This window comes from Limosilactobacillus sp. (assembly GCF_051873035.1).
In the GTDB taxonomy this organism is placed as follows: domain Bacteria; phylum Bacillota; class Bacilli; order Lactobacillales; family Lactobacillaceae; genus Limosilactobacillus.
This window is the reverse complement of sequence record NZ_JBJEEL010000060.1, coordinates 15,746-36,658: the sequence shown is the minus strand read 5'-3', so window position 1 is coordinate 36,658 and position 20,913 is coordinate 15,746. Positions and strand designations below refer to the sequence as shown.

The window sequence follows — 20,913 nt, the reverse complement described above, 5'->3', positions numbered from 1 at the left end:
GGCGTTTTTTATTTACCACCAACTGGGTGGCTAACTTCATTCTATAATCTACCTAATTTAACAAAGCTAACGGGAATGGCCGTCTGAATTCTAACGGTTGCTCCCTTAGACGTTCGGTCATAGCTAATTTGGGCACCATTGACAGTTGTAACCTGCCCCCGACACTTTTCTACCGCCTGGCCATGATCATTAACAACCGTCATTAGGTCAGGTAACGTTGCTAGGAATCGTTCATTCATGATAGTAACCTCCTCCTTATTGCTACCTTAATTATAAAAGCGCTTGCAAAAATTATGAAAAAGGGTTCCTAATCATGGCCAGCGAAATTGATCCTTATCCGGATTAGATCAGGGAACTAAACGTTTACTAATTCGGTATAATAAATTTAAAAGGGAGGAATTATGATGACCAGTATTCGCCAACTCGCCCAGCATACGGGCTTTTCACCGGCAACGGTTTCCCGGGTTCTAAACCATGATCCACATTTTTCCGTCAAGGAAAGTACCCGGCAGGCAATTATTAAGGCTGCCCAGCAGCAAGGTTACCAAGTAGGGGCCCACCGTCAACAGGTAACCGCGATGCAGCTGCAAAACAGCCCGGTTCTGGTCATCCAAACACCGCAAAAACTAGCTCTACCCTACTTTTTAACCATTAAACAGGGAATTAAAGATGAGGCAAAGCAACGGGGACTGATCATTCAAAAGCGGTTTACCATCCCTGACCCGTCATTTCACTATCGAGACGTCCGCAGCTACCGCGCCGTTATCCTCATTGGGGTCTTTGACCGGTCCTTTCTAGAACAACTGTACTGCAATAACCATAACCTGGTCATCATTGACGACTACCGCTACTTTGCCAACTATGACCTGGTTCGTAATAACTATGAAGTTGCGACAGCGCAGGTCTTAAACCACCTCTATTCACTTGGGCACCGGCGAATTGCCTTTATCGGTGGTGGCGAATACCCATGGAAAAAGGATGGTAGTCGCGGCGCCCACACTACTGATGTTCGTACTCGGACCTATAAAAACTGGATGCAGGCCCACCACCTAGCCGCACATACCTATGAGACAGATTGGAGTAGCAAGGAGGGCGCACAGGCAATGAAGGAGCTGGTTCAAGCGGCGCTGCACTTCGATGCTGTCCTGACCGCCAGCGATGGCCTGGCAACGGGGGTCTACCAAGTCGCTGCGGATCACCACATTGCTATTCCCGAGTCCCTAGCAGTGGCTAGCTTTGATGATAGTCAGCAGGCCCAGCAACTCGCTCCATCCCTTTCCTCCGTTCGGCCACATAGCTACGAAATGGGACGGACGGCAGTACGGCTGGTCTTAGAACGGTTACTGGAGCACCGGACTGTCCCCATCCAGGCAATCCTTCCCGCGACATTTATCAAACGGGAAAGTACCCACAAGGAGAATAGCGATTAGGTATATAAGAAGCCCGTAATATTCGCTTTTTGAATATTACGGGCTTCTTATTGGGTCGAAACCGCCCCCACCTATTTCATATTTTTCGTTAGGAATTCATCCATGATCCGGTTAAACCGGTCCGCCTGCTCCGCCATTACCACGTGGCCGGATTGGTCAACCGCCGCGTGGGAAACGTGGTCCGGATTAGCCGCGGCCATTACATCCGCGAAGCCACCGTCAAAATAAGGACTCTGGTTCGCCGTTACCAATAATAATGGTACCTTGGCATCTTCAATGGCCGTCCGCCAGTCTTTCTTGGCGTGGTCATATAACAATGGCAGGTTATCCGCCCGGACGAAGGGGAACATCTCCTTGGCCGGTGCCAGGTGGTCTAGCACCTTTTTCGGCACCCCGTTGAGGGTTTCACGGACATTACCGTGTTCCTTGAGTTTCAGCCGGTACGAGGCCCGGGTAATATCCATGTAACCATAGTGCCAGCGGGGCGTATTCAGCATCTTCGGGGACTGGTCAATGGCAATCGCCCCCTGGATTGGGAAGTCAGGGTACTGGTTCAAGAAGCCATAGACCTCGGCCGCCCCCATCGAGTGGCCGATGAGGAAGGGATGATCTAACTTCAGGTATTCAAGCAGCTCATGGAGGTCAGAAATCAGCCGGTCTACTGAGTCGAGGTTGGCTGTGTGGCCGGATGCCCCGTGGTTGCGCTGGTCATAGGTAACCACCTGGTAGCCCTGCTTAACTAGTTCGGGTACTTGCAGGCACCAGATCTGCTGGTAGCCACCAAAGCCGTGGATCAGTACCACCGGTTGGCCACTGCCTGTGACCTGGTAGTTCAATTCAACCCCATCACTAGTCCGAAAGTCCATTACCTAACTCCTCCTTCACTAACGTTAAGAAGACCGTCACAATTACCAAATCAGCGGTCCCACCCAGGCTGAGGTGGCGCTTAGAAAATTCCTGCTCAAGGTCATTTAAGGCTGCCCGACCGGCTGGCGTCGTAATCCCCCCAGCCGCGAGGCAGCGATCAATTTGCTCATCCTTCCACTTAAGGATCGCTGGATCACCGGCCCGTTTGATCAGGGTCGAATCTTCGGTATGCCGGGCCAGGGCCAGGAAGGTTTGAATAATCCGGGTATTCCAGTTTCCCTTACTAGTGGCCATTGCTGGTAGGCCGTAATTAAATACGGTTGGGTAGCCGGCCTGGGCCTCCCCGCGGATACCGGTCAAACCATACTCACGGTACTGCTTTTCCCCCGCCGTCTGCCTATCCTTAGCGGGTAGCCGGCCCATGTCATCCTTAACCAGGTCGACTAGCATCTGCTGGACTACTTTTTGGACATCTGTCAACGAGACTTGGCCTAAGCGGCGCCAACTATCGGCCACTGCCATGACCAAGATTCCCAAGGAGAAGACGGCGCCCTTGTGGGTATTAACCCCCTTCGTTGCCGTGAACATCTCCTGCTCGGCCACCTTCCCGAATTCCCGTAGTTCCGCAAACATCAGTGGGTAGTCCGCCTGAGTTGCCTGTAGTCCGAGGTCGGCGGCCTGTTTCAGGTAACGGTGTAAAGATAAAGAACTGTTAACGAAGGTAAAGGCATCCATGTCCGGGTGGGCACCGTGCTCGACCGGGTCAACCAAACCGGGCTTCGGCCAGGCCATCATCTCGTAGAGCAAGGACTGTTGGGCCAACTGAACTAGCCGGTCGCTAACCACGGTCCGTTGCTCGATCACCAAGGCATCGATAATTAACTTATTAACCGCCGCCTGCAACTCTTTAACCGAGTGCCGCCGGGACCGGCCACAGTCCTTGGCAGGGCGGCCACAGACAAAGCACCGCCGGGCCGGTTGACCAGAATCAGACCGGGAAAGCGGCCGGACCTGGCCATCTTCTTGGACCAACACGTCGAGGTCAAAGAGCCGGCGACTGGGAGTGGATTCCTCAAATTCAGTTGTCTGTCCCTTAACGACCGTTGCGGGGGCCTTGACCAAGTAGAAACGTTCCGGACCGGTGCCCGCCGTCAGCCACTGACCCTTCTGGTAAAAGAGGACTCCTGCTGCTAACCAGTCCTCTTCCAGCTTCTGGAGTTCCGCGACGAAGAAGCGGGTGATCGCCTGGTTATTCTTAATGGGACCGGGGATGTTGAGCTTTGCCGCTACCACCGTCATTTCCGGATAGTCAGCGACTAGTTTTCGTTGGACGGCTGCCCGGTGGTCCTTATTGGCTAGTACCGCTGGGATATCTTGGGGTTCCCCCGTTGTAAAAATATTCTTCATCATGGACTCCTTTTGTGTAGACTAATATGAACAGTGTATGTATAAAAGTGGGCGAAGTCAAAATACTCCGCCCACTCCTTATTTATATTATGTGTTTACCGACGAACTAGTCCTTAATTTGCTTTACTTCGTCGATCAAGGTACCGTCACGGTATTCAACCAGGGCCACAGTCCGGTCAGTGTATTCGATTGGCTTTGGCTTACCAACAATACCTTCTGCCCGCTTTTGCAGTTCTTCGATTGAAACCAGCGGAATACTTGGGGCCTTCTTGAAGGCCTCGATTAGGTCCTTCCGTGCTGGGTTAACGGCAACCCCGACTTCAGTAACCAGGACATCAATGGATGAACCAGGCGTGGTGATGGAGTTAACGGCTGGAACAACCGTTGCGATCCGGCCACGGGTCAATGGTGCCGAGATAATCGTCATCTTAGCAGTACCGGCATCTTGGTGACCACCAACGGCACCACGGATAACACCGTTTGAACCGGTCAGTACGTTAACGTTGAAGTCGGTGTCGATTTCCAGTGCCGACAGGATGGCGATGTCCAGTTGGTCAACCATGGCACCCTTGTTGTCAGGGTCGGCGTACCAGGAACCATCAATTTCAGTTTGGCCAGGGTTGGACTTCATGCTGGAAGCAGCACCCTTGTCAAAGTCTTGTACGTCCATAACCTTCTTAACCAAGCCTTCTTCAAGTAACTTAACGATTGGTGAAGTCGTCCCACCACAAGTGAAGGAAGCCTTGATGTCATTGTCCAACATGGATTGACGTAAGAAACGGGTAACGGCCAGTGAAGCACCACCAGTACCAGTCTGGAAGGAGAAGCCATTCTTGAAGTAAGGTGAGTTAACGATGACGTCATTAACCATCTTAGCAATCTTCAATTCCTTTGGATCCTTAGTGAACCGGGTAGCACCACTACCGATCCGGTCAGGGTCCCCAACCTTGTCAACCTTAACCACGTAGTCAACTTGGGTTTGCTTGATTGAAGCCGGCGTGTTCGGGTAGTCCACGATGGTATCAGTTAAGAGAACCACCTTGTCAGCGTATTGGGCATCAACGAGGGCGTAACCAAGTGAACCTAAAGCAGATTCACCTTCCATCCCGTTGGCATTCCCCATCCGGTCAGAGTTCGGAACACCGAGGAAGGCCACGTCAATCTTGATGTTACCATTTTCGATGGAACGAGCACGGTTACCGTGGGAACGGAAGATAACTGGGTTCTTCAACAGACCGTGGGAAACGGCTTCACCCAGGCTACCACGCATCCCAGAACTAGTAATGTTAGTAATGGTACCAGCCTTGATGGCTTCGATTACCTTGTCATTCATTACCCCGGTCAGAGAAGATGGTGCCAAGGTCAGGTCCTTGTAACCCATCTTGATGATCTTGTCCATTACCATGTTGAAGACAAAGTCCCCGTTACGGAAATGGTGGTGGAATGAAATCGTCATTCCATCTTTCAAGTTATCCTTGATTACTTGGTCCAGGGAGTCAACGAGCTTGTCGTCACCCTTAGTAACCCGGACATCGTGACCAGTGTAGTGAACCGTTGGGTGGCCGATTTCAGTGGTTTCAAATGGCTTGTAGTTAGTTGAGTTTAAAATTTCGTCTGAGATTTCACGACCGACATTATTTTTCAATGTATTCACCCTCCTCATTAATCAGGTTGGAAGCCTTAGCTAAACGGATAACCCGTTGTGCACGCAATACAACTGGGCGGTCAACCATTTGACCGTTCATGGAAATAACACCAGAACCCTTTTGGTGAGCCTCTTCGATGGCAGCTTCAACATCCAGGGCGTTTTCAATTTCCTTCTTGGTTGGTTCGTAAACCTTGTTAACCCAGTCAATTTGCCGTGGGTTAACCAGTGACTTACCATCAAAACCAAGTTCGTGGATGTGTTCAGTTTCCCGTTGGAAGCCTTCCACGTCGTTCATGTTGGTGAAGACGGTATCGAAGGCAGCAATTCCAGCGGCCCGAGCAGCATGTAAGATCATGTTACGAGCAAATTCTAGTTCGGCACCATCTGGGTAACGGTGGGTCTTCATGTCGGTAGTGTAGTCTTCGGCAGAGAGGGCCAAACCGATCATCCGGTCAGTACTTGCAGCAATTTCTGGGGCGTTTAGAACACCCTTGGCGCTTTCGATAGCGGCCATTACGTGGGTAGAACCTGGTTCACGGCCAAACTTCTTTTCGGCTTCTTCCACTACCTTAACCAAATCAAGCATCATTTGTGCTGATTCAACCTTTGGCAGACGAACAACTTCGATGCCGGCCTTAACCATGGCATAAACATCGTTCTTGAAGTATGGCGTGTCGATTCCGTTGACCCGGACAACTAATTCGGAGTCACCGTAGTCTTGCGTTTGCAGAGCTTCATAAACCAGCATCCGTGCAGCATCCTTTTCTGACATGGAAACAGAGTCTTCCAAGTCAAACATAATGGAGTCAGCACCGTAGATACCAGCATCCTTAACCATTCCGGCGTTGTTACCCGGAACAAACATCATGGTCCGACGTAAACGTTCTTCCATTATTAAAATACCTCCCAGTCTGGTTGATCAGTAGTTTCCAGGGCCCGTTGAGCAGCCGCCATAGTCCGTGCCTTTACAACACAGTCCAGGGCCCCCTTATCAACGGCCTTAACGTTGGCATTGTCAATTCCGTAGGCTGCCAAAGTATCGGTGATCACCTTGCGGATTTGGTCACCGTAGAGTTCTTCAACTGAGGAGTCAAGGTCAATATCAATTCCGTTATTACCCTTACTCAAGGTAATTTGGATATCGGATGATTCCAAAGTTCCTGCTAATGCAGTCTTCTTAATATCCATTATTCTAAACTTCCTTCCTTAATGCGTGCTCTGAGATCAGACCAGTTATCTTGAATAAATGAGAGCGTCGGTTGTGGAACATAATCTTGCACCACCGCTAATTGATCATTAGCAATCGCTGCTCGTACCTTCGTTGCCGAAATCACATCGTCAGCCGCGTTGCTAGCACGTTCAACGATTTTAACTTCCACATCAGGTGGTAGAACCCTAGTTAATTCTTGGTTATAAATATCAGTTGTTTTCGAAAAAGGTTCGCTCCCCACGTACCGGCGGGTGATGTGCAGTGGGCGGGCAACCTGTTCTTTAAATAATTTGGCATCGAGGGCCGCCTGAAAGTGAGCGACGTCTTGGTTGTCCTTTAAGAAGTAAGCCGGGAAGGTGGCATAGGAGACCATGTAGTTATCCCCTGGGACCACCGTGACGTTAGTTAGGTCTCGGCAACCCTCCTGTACCAGCTTAAACCGTTCAGCAAAGGTAAACAGGGAGGCCTCCTGGCTCACCACGAAGACGTAGACGTGGTCGTTTTCGCGACTCGCCTCTTCCACTAGGTAGCGATGACCATTAGTAAAGGGGTTGGCGTTCATCACGATTCCCGCGATCTGGGCACTCTCCTGGTCGCTGAAATGAGGGAGCCCCTTAATATAGTCATGGACATCGGGGGTTCCGGCCTCCAAGATCGCCCCGTCTTCTACCTGGGCCAGGACGTGAAAGCCAACATAGCCAAAGCTTTGAACATACTGGGGTTTGGTGAAAACGAAGAGGTGGAACCGCCCCATGGTGGCCGCCTCGTTAACCAGCTTACTAACCAGCTGGTTAAAGGTCTCGCCGTGTCCCTTTACCTTGGAGCACACGGCAATATACTTCAGGACGTTGCCGGCGATCGATCCCGTCGCCATGATCTCACCATCGTCTTCCCAGACAAAGGTCCGTTCTACCTGGTCGGTCTCCTTGGAGGAAAACGTGGTGATCCCGGTCTTTTCCAGGAACTTTCGCCATTTGTTAAAATTACGTTTGATATGGATATTGATCTCGCGTATCTCCATCAACGTCCCTCCTCTACTTAATTACTTACTAGCTGCGTAGTCACGAACGGCCTTGGCAACGGTGTCCACAACCCCTTCGTCGAAGACCCCCGGAACAAAGCGGTCAGCCGTTGGTTCCGGAACCAGGCTCGCAATCCCCTTCGCGATGGCCGTTTCCAGACCAAAGTCAACCTTGTTGAGGTCGGTTGCTAATAATCCCTTGTAAAGACCAGGGAAGACCAGGATATTGTTAACCTGGTTCGGGTATTGACTCGAACCGGTAGCCATGATTTTAACACCAGCATCATGGGCTACTTGTGGGTTAATTTCCGGCTTGGGGTTGGCCAGGGCAAAGATGATTGGGTTATCAGCCATCTTCTTGACCTGGTCGGCACTCAAAACGTCCGCATCGGACAAACCGATGAAGACGTCCCGGCCGCTAACTGCTTCGTCAAGGTTAGCATAAGCGGTTTGGTCACTGCTCTGCTTAACCAGGTCGGTTTGGTAGTGGTTGTATTCCTTACTATCAGCGTGAACCGGCCCGTTGATATCAACAAAGGTGATGTTCTTAATACCAGCGGCAAAGAGGAGGCGGGCAGTAGCCACTCCTGAGGCACCGACACCGTTAATGACTACCTTTAAGTCGGTCAATTGCTTACCAGCAACCTTGGCAGCATTGATCAACCCAGCCAGAACCACGATCGCGGTCCCTTCTTGGTCATCATGGTAAACCGGAATGTCAACTTCCTTGGCCAGCTTTTCCTCGATTTCAAAGCAGCGGGGAGCCGCGATATCTTCAAGGTGGAAGCCGGCGAAGGATTCTTGCATGTTCTTCAGCGTGTTAACCACTTCATCTGGTGAAACTTGCTCCACCGTCAGCGGGATGGCATTAACTCCGGACAGGTCTTTGTATAACAGGGCCTTCCCTTCAACAATTGGTAGGCCACCAGCCGGGCCGATATTCCCTAAGCCGAGAACTGCTGAACCATCGGTCACCAGTGCGACCAGTTTTCCACTCATCGTGTACTTATCCTTTAGTTCCGGGTAGCGTTCAATCAGCTTGGAAATAACGGCGACACCAGGCGTATAGGCCTCACCCAGTTGCTTCTTATTACGAACCGCAAATTCCGGTGAAATTGCTAATACACCGCGGTGCTTAGCATGTAATGACAGTAATTCTTCATCTTCCATTAATCCATCCTCCAATCACATCTACCATCTTACAATGTTTTTTAAATATTGCAAATATTAACCGGTATTTTTTAAATATTTAAAAAGAAGTAGAAAATGCTATAATCGAGGATAAGTAATTTTTAAAGTAGGTGAAGTTTACAATGGATGCGGAACATACCCAATTATTGGCCGACCTGGCCCAGGACTACTACCTGTCCAAGATGGCGATTAGCGATATCTCTAAGAAGTACCACCTGAGCCGTTACCTCATCATGAAGTACCTTGACGAGGCCCTGGCTTCCGGCGTTGTCAGTATCAATATCCATACTAATTACGACCGTAATGCCAAGTTGGAGCAAGCGTTAAAGCAGCAGTTTAAGGTCAAAAACCTTTTTGTAATTAAGGATCCCAACAACCCCCTCGACCGGGACGAGATCATCGCAACCTTTGCGGCTAACCAGGTTCAATCACTGATTAGCAACTGTCAGGTAGTCGGTCTTACCTGGGGGGAAACAATCTATGCCATGTTAGACCACTTCAACAAGCAAACGGCTAGTAACCTCACCTTTACCCAGTTTATGGGTGAAAACATGAAGTACCATTCTTCGGCCGCCTCAATGCGGATGGTCCAAAAGGCGGCCGCCCGTTACGATGTTCCCTACCGGACCATTCCGGGACCGCTGTACGTTTTAAACGATCAAGCCCGCCACGCCCTTTATCAGGAACCAGCGTTTACGGCCGCCTTTAGCGCCGCTCAGCAGATGGACCTAATAGTTTGCGGCCTCGGTACCCTCCAATCAATTAACAGTATCCCCGCCTGGCATGACCACCTCCAAGAGATCTTCCCGGACGTTGACCTTCGCCAAATCGCGGGGATGGCGTTTGGCCGCCCCTTTGATATCAATGGCCACTTCTTAGTTACCCCGGCCAATGATAAGACGCTCTCGATTCCTTTGACTCAGATTGAACAAGTCCCCCGGCGGGTAGCAATCGTTCAACGCAAGTCCAAGTTTCAGGCGGCCATCGGGGCATTGGAGGGTAAGCTCTTCACCGACATGATTATGACCGAATCGGTAGCCCTAAGAATTACCGAAGCGTTTGGGATTTAAACAAAAGCGACTCAGCATTAGTTTGCTAAGTCGCTTTTCTTTTACTACTGGAAAGTCAACTTGCAAATCAATTTATTCAGTAGCAAATACAATTAACTTAATTTTACCAAAGGCCGATAATCTTCATCCAAAGTGAACCGATAATTCCGTAAACTAAGATGTAGAAAATACCCATTATGAAGTTCATCTTCCACCATTCGGACTGGGTAACGTAACCTGAAGATGATAGAACTGAAGCCGGTCCGTTAGCGTAGTGGGTGGTTGAACCCATGAAGGCTGAAATGAAGGCCAACAGCATTGCCGTCAACATTGCTGGTGCACCCGCTGCAATGGCAACCGAAACAAAGGCCGCGTACATTGCAGTAACGTGAGCCGTCGCACTAGCAAAGAAGTAGTGAGCGTAGAAGTAAACAATCAGTAAGACTGCTAATACCCATACCCAGCTGACACCATGGAGGGCAGAACCAATGGCAGTGGAGAACCACTTAATAAAGCCTAATTTAGCCAGTTGGTTAGCCATGTAAACCAGGACAGACAGCCAAATTAAAACATTCCAAGCACCAGTTTCTTGTAAAATATCCTTAGTTTCTAGGACACCGGTAACCAGCAGTAATGCAATTGCCAAGAAGGCAACAAAGGTCGCGTCAATTGCCGGAATGAAACTAGTTAACATCCAAAGAACCAGAGTCAAGATAAAGATGGCTGCCATCAACTTTTCGGACAGCTTCATTGAGCCCATGTCCTTCAGTTCCTTGTTAGCCCATTCCCGGGCGTTAGGCGTTTCCTTAACCTCAGGCGGGTACATCTTGTAGATGATGTACGGCACCGCAATCAAACAGACAATACTTGGAACAACACCGGCGACAAACCAGCCTAACCAGGTAATGTTGATGTGTAAGGTCTTAGCTAAGGCAACGATAACCAGGTTAGGAGCCATGGCCGTCATGAAAGTTGCTGAAGTAATCAGGTTACTATGGAATTCAGAGAAGACCAGGAATGAACCAATCTTCTTCCGGGTTCCCTTCTTCGGGTCAGACCCATAAGTTTCCGCTAGTGACTTAACGATTGGGTAAACAACCCCACCGGCACGGGCAGTGTTACTTGGGATCGCTGGCGAAGTAACCAGGTCAATCCCCATAATTGAATAAGCCAGGCCCAAACTCCGGTGACCAAAGCTCCGCACGAAAATCAGAGCAATCCGCCGACCAAGGCCAGTCTTAATGAAGCCTCGGGAAAGCATGAAGGCCATAGCAATCAACCAAGCGGATGAATTACTAAAGGCGGTTAATGCATCATCCATTGATGCCAAGCCAACCAGTACCATCACCGTAAAACCAACTAAAGTTGTTCCGGCAATTGGTAGGGGTTGCGTAATACAACCAACAATCGTAGCAACGAAAATGGCAAACATGTGCCAAGCGGCCAGTGAAACCCCATCTGGACGAACGGGTCCACAGAACCACAGAATTAAACCAATAATAACTGGCCAGGCCCAGGCCTTAGCCTTGAATTTTGCTAATTCCATTATATTCTCTCTTTTCTTAAGTTATTTACCTAGATAATCTTACAACTCCACACCGTCAAGAACTTCTTTCATCTTGGCAGCGGAGTGTTCCATCTTTTTACTCTCTTCCGCCGATAGGTTGTGTTCAATCACCTTAACAATCCCGCTTGTGTTAATGACAGCAGGTACTCCCAAGTAAAGGTCCTTCACACCATATTCACCATCTAGCGGTGCCGAAATTGGCAGAGTTACATTCCGGTTTTCCAGGATTGCCTTAACAATGTAAGCTAGACACTTAGCGACACCATAGAAGGTGGCACCTTTACGAGCGATAATTTCGCCCCCACGCTTCTTAACCCCTTCTTCAAGGGCCACGTAGTCATCAGCCGTTAAATCAGTTGCTGACTTCAGTGCTTCACCGTTAACGGTGGCCTCATCAAAGGCAGCGAAGGACGTGTCCCCGTGTTCACCCATGATGTGGGCATCGATTTCGCTTACCGGCACATCCAGCTTTTGTGCTAAGAGAACGTTTAACCGGGCACTGTCAAGTGAAGTACCAGTCCCAATTACCCGTTCCTTAGGGAAACCAGATAGCCGCTGCGTTAAGGTGGTTAAAATATCAACCGGGTTACTGGAAACCACGAAGATCCCGTGGAATCCACTATCGACGATTGGTTTAACAATCGACTTCAAAATCTTAACGTTCTTATTAACCAAGTCGAGACGCGTTTCGCCTGGCTTGCGGGGAACCCCGGCCGTAATGACCGCGACATCAGCGTCACTAGCGTCGGCATATTCACCGGCCCGAATATTGGTTGGTGATACTAATGGGGTAATGTCTTGTAAATCTAAGGCATCCCCATGTGCCTTATCTTGATTAAGGTCCACGATTACCAGTTCATCAACATCTTGTGTCGTTTGTAATAACGAGTAAGCGAAGGATGAACCAACCGCACCATCACCAACTAAGAGAACCTTGTGGCGACGTTTAATCATACAAAATTCCTCCCTGAATGAGAATTAATAATTGCTTAATGGGGAATCGCTTCCCCGAAAAAAACTATTTAAGATTACGAGCGTATAGAGTAACCTGTTGACCTGCCTGACGGCCAAAGACGATCGTTTCGGCGATGGAGTTACCACCGACCCGGTTGTTACCGTGCAGACCACCAGCAACTTCACCCGCAGCGAAGAGTCCCTTGATAATGTCACCATTACCATCGAGTACTTGAGTCTTTGGTGTGATGTGAATACCACCCATCGTGTAGTGGATAGCTGGTGCAATATGAATGGCGAAGAAGCCCGGCTTCGTGATTCCACGGTCCATCCCGGTCGTCCGGTTGAATTGGGCATCATTATGGCTCTCAACTGCCTGGTTCCAGGTGTTAACCGTGGATTGCAGGGTTGCCGGATCCATGTTGAGCTTACCAGCCAAGTCTTCGATTGTGTCACCATGAACAACCAAACCAACCTTATCGTAGAATTCGATAGCCTTGGCACGGTCACGAATACCTTGGTCAAAGATTAGGTAAGCACTGTGTTCTGGTAAGGCCGTAATCGCGTTGGAAACGATCTTCCGGGTGTTCAATTCGTTAACGAACCGTTCCCCGTTAGCGTTAACCAGGATAGCACCTTCACCACGAACCGCTTCACCAATCAGGTAAACGTGGGGGTTATCTTGTTGAACCGTTGGGTGAACTTGAACCAAGTTCATCTGCATCAGTTCAGCGCCAACGTTTTCCGCCAGCTTCAACCCGTCACCGGTAGCACCCGGTTGGTTGGTCGTCTTGTAGTCCTTCAAGTCCGGACGGAAGCGTTCGATGTATTCCTTGGAAGCACCGAAGCCACCGGTTGCCAGGATAACTGCCTTGGCACGAACGGTCTTCGTCAGGTCGCCGGATTGAACTTCAACCCCGCTAATCCGACCGTCGTCAGCCTGTAACAGCTTCGTGACCTTAGCGTTATTAAAGACTGGAATGTTTTCCTTAGCAACCACGCCGAGCAGGCTTTGAACTAAGAAACCACCAATTGGCGCCATGCTAGCCGGACGGTGGGTCCGCTTCTTGGACATCCCACCGGTAACCGTAATGTCATCTAACTTAATACCATGGTCAGCTAACCAGTCAATTGCTGGTGCCGTGTGGTAAACGAAGTAGCCAAGCATGTCCTTATCGTTTAACCGGCCACCGTCTTTGTAGGTTTCATGGTAGAAGTCAGCCACGTTATCAATGACACCGTGTTGCAATTGGACGTTGGTTTCAGCCGCGTTCATCCCAGAAGAAGCCCGGTTAGTGTTTCCACCAAGTTCTTCTTCCTTTTCCAATACGGCTACCTTCATTCCGAGTTCGTTAGCTTGAATCGCAGCTGCTAATCCCGTACCACCAGAACCGATGATCACGGCATCGTAGTTGTCGTTTAGCTTGCTAACTGATAATGGTTGAAATTTTTCTGCCATTATTAAAGATCTTCCTTTCTTAATGACTAGTCCTTACGGTTGGCATTAGTCATCTTGAGCATGTCCATCCATTCGTCGTACTGTTCTTCAGTTACCTTGCCGGACTTCAATGCAGCTTCCTTTAGTGTGCTACCAGCCTTGTCAGCGGCTTGGGCAATCTTGGCACTGTCGTGGTAACCAATGTGTGGTGACAGTGCAGTAACCGTCATCAGGGAGTTGTCAACTAATTCAGCCATCCGCTTTTCGTTAACAGTTAAGCCCTTGACACAACGGTCGGTAAAGCCGGTGATCGTCCCCGCAAGCAGGTCAGCTGACTCAAGGAAGGCATCAATCATTACTGGCTTGTAAACGTTCATTTCAAAGTTACCTTGGGATGAGGCCATCGTTACAACGGTATCGTTACCGAAGACCCGGATAGCAGCCATCGTAACGGCTTCTGCTTGGGTTGGGTTAACCTTACCTGGCATGATTGAAGAACCTGGTTCGTTAGCTGGAATGTTTAATTCGTCATAGCCGGCCCGTGGACCAGAAGCCAAGAAACGAATATCTTGAGCAATCTTGAACATATCAGCTGCCAGTGTCTTCAGGGCACCGTGAACAACGTTTAAGCCAGAGTGGTTAGCCAGGCCAAAGAACTTGTTACTCTTAGCAGTTAAGTTTAGGCCGTAAACCGCAGAGAGCTTTTCGGCGATCTTTTCTGGCATTCCTTCAGCGGCGTTCAAACCAGTACCAACGGCGGTACCACCGATAGCCAGTTCGTTTAACGTTGGTTCCAAAGTCTTGATGTAGTCCAGGTCATGTTCCAAAGCGGCAACGTAACCAGAAACTTCTTGACCGAACGTCAACGGAACAGCATCTTGCAAGTGGGTACGACCAACCTTAACCGTTTCCCAGTACTTGTCTTGCTTAACCTTCAATTCGTCGATCAAGTGTTGAACTGCGGTCTTCAACTTGTTAAGTGCTTCCAGTGCAACTACGTTCATCGCAGTTGGGAAGGTATCGTTAGAACTTTGGCCCTTGTTAACATCATCGTTTGGTAAGATTTCGATGTCCGGGTTCAGTTCGTGGGCCTTGTGGGCAACTACTTCGTTCGTGTTCATGTTGGTTTGCGTCCCAGAACCGGTTTGGTAAACCTTTAATGGGAAGTCTTTGCGCAAATCATCATCACTCAATGCCAGTAATTCATCAATTGCCTTGACAATCAAGTTACCCTTTTCATCAGAGATGGCATTAGTCTCCATGTTGGCTTGAGCAGCTGCCTTCTTAATGTTCAGCAATGCACGGATGATTGCCAGTGGCATAAATTGTCCAGTTGGGAAATTGTTGCGACTACGTTCCGTTTGGGGACCCCACAATGCGCTTGCAGGAATCTTAACGGGACCTAACGTGTCTTCTTCTGTCCGGTAATCTGACATAATAAGTACCTCCAATGTATTATCATGCAATAACAACTTGTGAAATGCTACACATCATTACGATTTTATCCTAACTCAGATCCCTAGCAATAGTCAAACCTTTAACATTCTATAAAATTCACTTATGACAATTAGCTAAATCCGCACCCTGATAACCTTTTCAAAAGTATACCGTGATTTTTTCACAAGCGATTTAAAAATAAAAAATGCTCAAGAACGGTCAAAGTTTCTTGAACATTTAGTTGCTTACGATTAATATCACAAGCCTAATTGGCAATTCTAATTTATTTGCGCAGTTTCTTCAGTGATCACCTGACTAATTTAATATTTTGCTTCCCAAGTCATTTTTTCCACGGCAGTCTGCGCATCAGTAACGTGGTCACCGGCTAAGCCCTGATCAATTGCTGACTGAGCAACGGTAATTGCAACCCGCTTGGAGAACTTGGTTAACTGGTCAACTGGGGGTAATACCGCCGCCCCAGGTTGGTCCGGATCCACGATCCCGCTCAGGGCATGGGCAGCGGCGGCAATCATATTTTCGTTGAGAACCTTCGCTTCCGCTGCCAGGGCACCGAAGCCAACCCCAGGGTAAATCAGGGCATTGTTAGCCTGACCGATCGCGTATGACACACCATTTAGTTCAACGTTAGCAGCCGGAATTCCGGTTGCCACTAGTGCCCGGCCATCTGTCCACTTCAACAGGTCACTAGCCTTGGCCTCAGCTAGCTTAGTGGGGTTGGATAACGGGAAGATCACTGGACGGTCAGTATGAGCGGCCATTTCCTTTACAACTTCTTCACTAAAGGCCCCCGGTTGGGTAGAAGTCCCAATCATAACGGTTGGGTGAACGGCCTTGACGACAGCCAGTAAGTTGGTTAGTTCATCCGCATTCGCAAACTCACTCCGTTGCCGGGTAAACGGCTTTTGCTTTGGTGTCAGGCCCGGCGTGTCTTCAAACAAGAGCCCTTGCTTATCAACAAGGTAGAAGTGCTTCTTGGCCTCTTCTGGTGACAGTCCCTGCCGAACTAACTCTTCATAAAGCATCTTGGCAATTCCCATGCCGGCCGTTCCGGCACCGAAAGTTAGGAAGGTTTGGTCGGTAATCTTTTCTTTAGAGATGTTCATGGCGCCTAGGACACCCGCCAGGGAAATAATCCCGGTTCCCTGAATATCATCATTAAAGGTTAGGATCTTATCTTGGTACTTATCCAAAATCCGGGCAGCCGTCCCCCGACCAAAGTCTTCAAAGTGGAGCAGGCTCTTCGGGAAGAGTTGTTCAACGGCATCGACAAAGCGGTCAATAAAGTCAAAGTACTGGTCGCCGCGAACCCGGTGTTCACGGTTACCCAGGTAGTTTGGATCATTGAGCAACTTTTCGTTATCCGTTCCGGCATCAATGGAGACTGGCAGTACCTGGGCCGGGTCAATCCCCGCGGCTGCGGTGTAAACCATTAATTTACCAACTGAAATATCAACCCCGTTGACACCCCAGTCACCGATTCCCAGGATTCCTTCCGCATCGGTAACCACGATTAGGCGGATATCACGATCATCCGCGGCATCGGCTAATTCTTCTTGAATATCTTCTGGATGGTTAATGTCAAGGTAAGCGGCATCCTGGGGACGCAGGTAACGCTCATCATATTGCTCAATTGATTCGGCAATGACCGGGTCATAAACAACGGGCATAAATTCCGTAATGTGTTCCTTCATAAGGTAGAAGAAGAGGGTCCGGTTCATATTAAAGATCTCCATCAGCAGGTGCCGTTTTTCAATTCCGGAGTCCTTTGACTGGTAGAGTGCGTATGTCTCGGCCGCTTGTTCTTCAATCGTCCGGACATGCTTAGGAAGAAGCCCCGTTAAGCCGAGCTTCTTCCGTTCTTCCATTGTAAAAGCCGTCCCCTTATTCTTGAACGGGTCGTTTAAGATTTGCATTCCCTTGCGCATTATGATGTCACTTTCCTTTTCTTAATGATCATCTTCAGCCTAGTCCCTCCGTAAATTTATAGTCAAATTTATGTTATGCTATCAATATAATTGATATACCCAATAAGAAATACTGATACCAAAGGGAATAATTATGAAAATAAAAGATTTAGAATATTATCAGGACTTAATTAAATGTCAAAATTTTTCGCAGGTTGCGAGTCATTTCAATGTCCGGCAGCCAACCATTACCATGGCCATCCAACGCTTAGAAAGTGACTTTGGCGCCACCTTCTTCATTCGTGACCACGCCCACAAGCAACTACATATCACCCAGGCGGGGCAGCAATTTGCTAACCACGTTGCCGTCATCCTCAACGAACTAAACATTGCCAAGGAGGAGATCGCCCGCACCCAGTCCGGCCGAATTCGCTTTGGGCTCCCACCAATTATTGGTAACTACTACTTCCCCGCCCTGACGCCCTCCTTACTGCGGGCCAATTTAATGCAGAGCCTAGATATTTATGAACATGGTTCCCGGGAATTGCTCAAGATGCTGGAGGGCGGGCACATCGATATTGCCCTACTAGGGTCATTGGATCCCCTCCAGCGGCCCCGCCTACAGACGCAGGAATTTGCCCAGTACCCCTTTAACGTGATTGTTGGCAAGCAAAGTCCACTGGCTAAAAAGAAAGCAATTAGCTTTGCTGACCTCCGTAACCAGCGGTTCATCATGCCGGGAAGTGAGTTTTTCCACGAGCAAGCCTTTAAGCACATGTGCCATGGTGCCCACTTCCGTCCCCACATTCTTTTCCGGACACCGGATATCCACGTTATCAAGGCCCTCGTTGCTGAAAACCTAGGGGTCTCCTTTCTAACCAGCCTGGCGATCGAACCCAGTGACGAAGTTGTCGCCCTTTCACTGACGGATAAGGAGCAACCGCATTTTCGGCTCTCACTAGCCAAGCGGGCTACCGAAGTACTGTCCGACCGTGAACAAGAACTGTGGCAACTACTTATTAAACAAAACCAATAATTTACCGACGCCACGGATAAGAAACGACCCGAAGCATGTGATCCACATGCTTCGGGTCGTTTGTGCTAAAGAACCAATTTCGAGGATAACCACCATTATGAACCCTTATTTTTCTGCCGTCGTAATGTACTCGGCAAGACCCCAAACATCTCCTTAAAGGTACTACGGGCCGTCCGTTCATTATTAAGGCCGTTTTTCACCAGGAGTTGTTTGATCGGCAGGTCAGTCTTTAAGATGTCCTGGTAAAAACGGTTAATCTTTACCTCGTAAATATACTTAAGCAGCGAAATCCCCGTTTGTTGTTTAAACATCCTGGAAAGGTAACTAGGGTTATAGCCAAACTGGGCCGCCAGTGAATTAACGGTCAGCTGTTCCGAATAATTTTGGTTAATGTAAATAATGACATTCTTTAGCTGGCTATTGCTAACCGTAAGGGGCTTTTCCCGGGCAAACTTAGTGAAAATTAGTTTGAGAAGCTGGAGGAGGATAATTTCACTATCAAACTTATACCCCGCCATCCGGGCAGCATCAACTTCACCAAAACGTTTAATCAGCTTCACGGCCGTTTTATATTCCGGTAAATCCACCAGGCCGTTTTTAAAGTCAACTTTCTCCGGGTGGTCTAGGTAATGTTCAATTGTTGTCAGCGGAATTTGAAAAACCATCGCCCGGTTCGGGGTGTTGGCGACCGCATGGACGACTCCCGAAGGAACCATGATGAATTGACCCGCTCCAATCGTAAAGAGTTGGCCCGCAATATCAAACTCCAGCTGTCCCGCAAAAACACAAACAATTTCGATACTGCTATGCCAATGGAAGGGAACGTAACCACTCGTCCCCGTCGTCGACCGCCAAAAGCGAATTCCGATATTAGTATTAACAACCACATTTTCGTGATGATTTTGAATCATTTTCCCACCTCAACCTGCGATTTCTTACCTAAAAGCATTTAATACCCTACGGAAGCAGTAAATTAGCTTGCCTTGTATCCGCTTCCAATATATTATTCTACTGAAATTAGTTTAATAAAACAACTAACGCTAAAAGTTATTTTATTACATTAGGAGGAAATCACTGTGAGTACAATTACTAACCCTATTATTCCCGGAATGGCACCTGACCCGTCAATCTTACGAGTCGGCAATGACTACTACATTGCCACCTCGACATTCCACTGGCAACCCGCCATCCAGCTCTTCCATTCCACCGACCTGGTTAACTGGCAGCTCCTGGATTACGCCTTAAAAGACACCGACCTTAACCTGCAGGGAACTAACACCCCGGCCGGGATCTGGGCCCCCCACCTTTCCTATGATGCTAAAAACAAAAAATTCTGGCTGACCTACTGCCACGTGCAAAATATGGCCGGTCGGGAATTTAATGCTGAATCCTACGCGATCTGCGCTGATTCATTAACTGGTCCCTGGTCAAAGCCCTTGTACCTAACTTCAATTGGTTTTGACCCCTCCCTTTTCCACGACGAAAATGGCAAGCACTACCTCGCCGTTCTCGAATGGGAAACACGGGAGGGCTACCAGGCGCCCGGTCACATTGTAATCAGTGAAGTCGACTTAACAACCGGTAAGGTTAAGGGCTGGCACCGGGTTACCAGCGGTTTCACCAGCCGAGGTTGTGTCGAAGCCCCGCAAATCTACAAGCACAACGGCTACTACTACCTTCTGCTGGCCTCTGGTGGCACCGGTTATGCCCACGGTGTCGAATTAGGACGAGCTAAGGAGATCTTTGGTCCGTACGAGGCTGACCCGACCCATGAACCAATCATCACTTCATCCCCCCACCACCTCTTTTCACTTGGTGACCCCGATGCTGGGCACTTTGAAATGTACAACCCGAACTCCCCAATTCAAAAGGCTGGTCACGGCTCCCTTGTTGAGACCCCGGATGGTAGCTGGTACATTGCCCACCTGATGTCCCGTCCCCTCGCCGGGACTAAGCTTAACCCCCTTGGTCGGGAAACCGGTCTCCAGCGGATGCACTGGACAGCCGATGGCTGGTTAGAGATGGCGGACGGCAGTAACTTTGCCAAGCAGACGGTCCAGATTGCTGGAACTGATACCCAGCAAGATATCCACAATTTTGATATCGATGACCACTTTGCTAATGGCCAGTATGACAAGCGGTTTATGACGCCCTACCATAAGCAGGATCAGGACTGGGTTAAGGTGGTTAACCACCGGCTTTCGATCAGTGGACGGAACTCGTTTTTCTCCCAAGTCAGCCCCTCGATTATGGCTACCCGTGCTACTTCGCTTAACTACCACGTCCAGACCAAGCTTGAATTCCACCCAACGCACTACTCAGAAACCGCTGGGCTGGGGCTCTACTACGACGCCAACAACTGGTTCTATGTCCGCCTTTGCCAGGCCGATAACGAACAGGGGCTCGTACTACGGGTCCTCCAGGCAAAGCTCGGTCAGCGAATCGACTACCTCTTTGACGAGGTCAGCGTCCCTGCCAATACCGCTGAAATAAGGATTAACTATCATAATGGCATTGCCACCGTTAACTACCGCTTTGCTGACGGTGATTGGGCCCAGTTAGGTCAAGAATTCGACCTTACCTACCTCTCTGACGAAGGAGTTAATGGGGAACCCGGTGAAATCGGTGGTTTTACCGGATTGTTTAACTTCATCGGGGCCGTGGATGCCTATGAACACCAATCCCACGGTGACTTTGCATACTACCAGGTTAAAAATGACTAGGAAGGATTGA

Annotated in this window: 18 protein-coding genes; 4 read left to right on the top strand and 14 right to left on the bottom strand. The window is 49.1% G+C overall.

Annotated elements, in window-relative coordinates:
- Positions 1-41: 41 nt before the first annotated feature.
- Positions 42-239, bottom strand: a complete 198-nt coding sequence (locus tag ACI31H_RS06465) for a hypothetical protein (RefSeq protein WP_439771168.1) — start codon at positions 237-239, stop codon at positions 42-44.
- Positions 240-401: 162 nt separating this feature from the next.
- On the opposite strand from ACI31H_RS06465, the gene ACI31H_RS06460 reads away from it, so the two are divergent.
- Positions 402-1,430 carry a LacI family DNA-binding transcriptional regulator gene (locus ACI31H_RS06460; RefSeq protein WP_439771167.1) on the top strand — a complete coding sequence of 343 codons (1,029 nt, stop codon included), beginning with the start codon at positions 402-404 and terminating at the stop codon, positions 1,428-1,430.
- Between the two features lie 71 nt (positions 1,431-1,501).
- On the opposite strand, the gene ACI31H_RS06455 is transcribed toward ACI31H_RS06460, so the two are convergent.
- The 7 genes from ACI31H_RS06455 to ACI31H_RS06425 all read right to left on the bottom strand — a co-directional run bounded on the left by ACI31H_RS06455 (position 1,502) and on the right by ACI31H_RS06425 (position 8,753).
- Positions 1,502-2,296 carry an alpha/beta fold hydrolase gene (locus ACI31H_RS06455; RefSeq protein WP_439771166.1) on the bottom strand — a complete coding sequence of 265 codons (795 nt, stop codon included), beginning with the start codon at positions 2,294-2,296 and terminating at the stop codon, positions 1,502-1,504.
- Positions 2,280-3,704 carry a triphosphoribosyl-dephospho-CoA synthase CitG gene (citG, locus tag ACI31H_RS06450; protein ID WP_439771171.1) on the bottom strand — a complete coding sequence of 475 codons (1,425 nt, stop codon included), beginning with the start codon at positions 3,702-3,704 and terminating at the stop codon, positions 2,280-2,282. Before citG ends, ACI31H_RS06455 begins: the two co-directional genes overlap by 17 nt.
- 106 nt (positions 3,705-3,810) lie before the next feature.
- Positions 3,811-5,349: a citrate lyase subunit alpha gene (citF, locus tag ACI31H_RS06445; RefSeq protein ID WP_439771165.1), complete on the bottom strand. Its 1,539-nt coding sequence runs from the start codon at positions 5,347-5,349 to the stop codon at positions 3,811-3,813.
- The gene (gene citE / locus ACI31H_RS06440) at positions 5,339-6,244 is read right to left on the bottom strand and encodes a citrate (pro-3S)-lyase subunit beta (protein WP_003713714.1); all 906 of its coding nucleotides are present in this window, start codon (positions 6,242-6,244) and stop codon (positions 5,339-5,341) included. The genes citF and citE overlap by 11 nt, the downstream gene beginning before the upstream one ends.
- A gap of 2 nt (positions 6,245-6,246) precedes the next feature.
- Positions 6,247-6,540 (bottom strand): citrate lyase acyl carrier protein, encoded by a 294-nt coding sequence (gene citD, locus ACI31H_RS06435; RefSeq protein WP_439771164.1) that lies wholly within the window; start codon positions 6,538-6,540, stop codon positions 6,247-6,249.
- Positions 6,540-7,583, bottom strand: a complete 1,044-nt coding sequence (gene citC, locus ACI31H_RS06430) for a [citrate (pro-3S)-lyase] ligase (RefSeq protein WP_439771163.1) — start codon at positions 7,581-7,583, stop codon at positions 6,540-6,542. Before citC ends, citD begins: the two co-directional genes overlap by 1 nt.
- A gap of 21 nt (positions 7,584-7,604) precedes the next feature.
- Entirely contained in the window at positions 7,605-8,753 is a 1,149-nt protein-coding gene (locus tag ACI31H_RS06425) for an NAD(P)-dependent malic enzyme (protein ID WP_439771162.1), read from the bottom strand.
- Between the two features lie 143 nt (positions 8,754-8,896).
- Here ACI31H_RS06425 and ACI31H_RS06420 point away from each other — a divergent pair, with 143 nt between their 5' ends.
- Entirely contained in the window at positions 8,897-9,844 is a 948-nt protein-coding gene (locus tag ACI31H_RS06420) for a sugar-binding transcriptional regulator (protein WP_439771161.1), read from the top strand.
- 103 nt (positions 9,845-9,947) lie between these two features.
- Here the strand turns inward: ACI31H_RS06420 and ACI31H_RS06415 are convergent, their stop codons facing one another.
- The 5 genes from ACI31H_RS06415 to ACI31H_RS06395 form a co-directional block, all read right to left on the bottom strand.
- Complete coding sequence (locus ACI31H_RS06415) at positions 9,948-11,369, bottom strand: anion permease (RefSeq protein ID WP_439771160.1); 1,422 nt, start codon at positions 11,367-11,369, stop codon at positions 9,948-9,950.
- Between the two features lie 39 nt (positions 11,370-11,408).
- The gene (locus ACI31H_RS06410; protein WP_439771159.1) at positions 11,409-12,344 is read right to left on the bottom strand and encodes an L-lactate dehydrogenase; all 936 of its coding nucleotides are present in this window, start codon (positions 12,342-12,344) and stop codon (positions 11,409-11,411) included.
- A gap of 64 nt (positions 12,345-12,408) precedes the next feature.
- Positions 12,409-13,803 carry a flavocytochrome c gene (locus ACI31H_RS06405; RefSeq protein WP_439771158.1) on the bottom strand — a complete coding sequence of 465 codons (1,395 nt, stop codon included), beginning with the start codon at positions 13,801-13,803 and terminating at the stop codon, positions 12,409-12,411.
- 26 nt (positions 13,804-13,829) lie between these two features.
- A complete protein-coding gene (locus ACI31H_RS06400; RefSeq protein ID WP_439771157.1) occupies positions 13,830-15,218 on the bottom strand; it encodes a class II fumarate hydratase in 1,389 nt (462 codons plus the stop codon).
- Positions 15,219-15,539: 321 nt separating this feature from the next.
- The gene (locus ACI31H_RS06395; protein WP_439771170.1) at positions 15,540-17,168 is read right to left on the bottom strand and encodes a malolactic enzyme; all 1,629 of its coding nucleotides are present in this window, start codon (positions 17,166-17,168) and stop codon (positions 15,540-15,542) included.
- Between the two features lie 130 nt (positions 17,169-17,298).
- On the opposite strand from ACI31H_RS06395, the gene ACI31H_RS06390 reads away from it, so the two are divergent.
- Positions 17,299-18,180, top strand: coding sequence for a LysR family transcriptional regulator (locus tag ACI31H_RS06390; protein WP_439771156.1), 882 nt, complete (start codon positions 17,299-17,301; stop codon positions 18,178-18,180).
- A 95-nt stretch (positions 18,181-18,275) separates the two neighbouring features.
- Here the strand turns inward: ACI31H_RS06390 and ACI31H_RS06385 are convergent, their stop codons facing one another.
- Entirely contained in the window at positions 18,276-19,091 is an 816-nt protein-coding gene (locus tag ACI31H_RS06385; RefSeq protein ID WP_439771155.1) for an AraC family transcriptional regulator, read from the bottom strand.
- A gap of 165 nt (positions 19,092-19,256) precedes the next feature.
- On the opposite strand from ACI31H_RS06385, the gene ACI31H_RS06380 reads away from it, so the two are divergent.
- Positions 19,257-20,903 carry a family 43 glycosylhydrolase gene (locus ACI31H_RS06380; RefSeq protein ID WP_439771154.1) on the top strand — a complete coding sequence of 549 codons (1,647 nt, stop codon included), beginning with the start codon at positions 19,257-19,259 and terminating at the stop codon, positions 20,901-20,903.
- Positions 20,904-20,913: the final 10 nt, after the last annotated feature.

Bases quoted from the DNA above. Each gene is read 5' to 3' on its own strand.
- citG (WP_439771171.1), bottom strand. From the start codon at position 3,704: ATGAAGAATATTTTTACAACGGGGGAACCCCAAGATATCCCAGCGGTA.
- ACI31H_RS06415 (WP_439771160.1), bottom strand. From the start codon at position 11,369: ATGGAATTAGCAAAATTCAAGGCTAAGGCCTGGGCCTGGCCAGTTATT.
- citE (WP_003713714.1), bottom strand. From the start codon at position 6,244: ATGGAAGAACGTTTACGTCGGACCATGATGTTTGTTCCGGGTAACAAC.
- ACI31H_RS06465 (WP_439771168.1), bottom strand. From the start codon at position 239: ATGAATGAACGATTCCTAGCAACGTTACCTGACCTAATGACGGTTGTT.
- ACI31H_RS06405 (WP_439771158.1), bottom strand. From the start codon at position 13,803: ATGGCAGAAAAATTTCAACCATTATCAGTTAGCAAGCTAAACGACAAC.
- citC (WP_439771163.1), bottom strand. From the start codon at position 7,583: ATGGAGATACGCGAGATCAATATCCATATCAAACGTAATTTTAACAAA.
- ACI31H_RS06410 (WP_439771159.1), bottom strand. From the start codon at position 12,344: ATGATTAAACGTCGCCACAAGGTTCTCTTAGTTGGTGATGGTGCGGTT.
- ACI31H_RS06400 (WP_439771157.1), bottom strand. From the start codon at position 15,218: ATGTCAGATTACCGGACAGAAGAAGACACGTTAGGTCCCGTTAAGATT.
- ACI31H_RS06385 (WP_439771155.1), bottom strand. From the start codon at position 19,091: ATGATTCAAAATCATCACGAAAATGTGGTTGTTAATACTAATATCGGA.
- ACI31H_RS06390 (WP_439771156.1), top strand. From the start codon at position 17,299: ATGAAAATAAAAGATTTAGAATATTATCAGGACTTAATTAAATGTCAA.
- ACI31H_RS06425 (WP_439771162.1), bottom strand. From the start codon at position 8,753: ATGGAAGATGAAGAATTACTGTCATTACATGCTAAGCACCGCGGTGTA.
- ACI31H_RS06420 (WP_439771161.1), top strand. From the start codon at position 8,897: ATGGATGCGGAACATACCCAATTATTGGCCGACCTGGCCCAGGACTAC.
- ACI31H_RS06455 (WP_439771166.1), bottom strand. From the start codon at position 2,296: ATGGACTTTCGGACTAGTGATGGGGTTGAATTGAACTACCAGGTCACA.
- citD (WP_439771164.1), bottom strand. From the start codon at position 6,540: ATGGATATTAAGAAGACTGCATTAGCAGGAACTTTGGAATCATCCGAT.
- ACI31H_RS06460 (WP_439771167.1), top strand. From the start codon at position 402: ATGATGACCAGTATTCGCCAACTCGCCCAGCATACGGGCTTTTCACCG.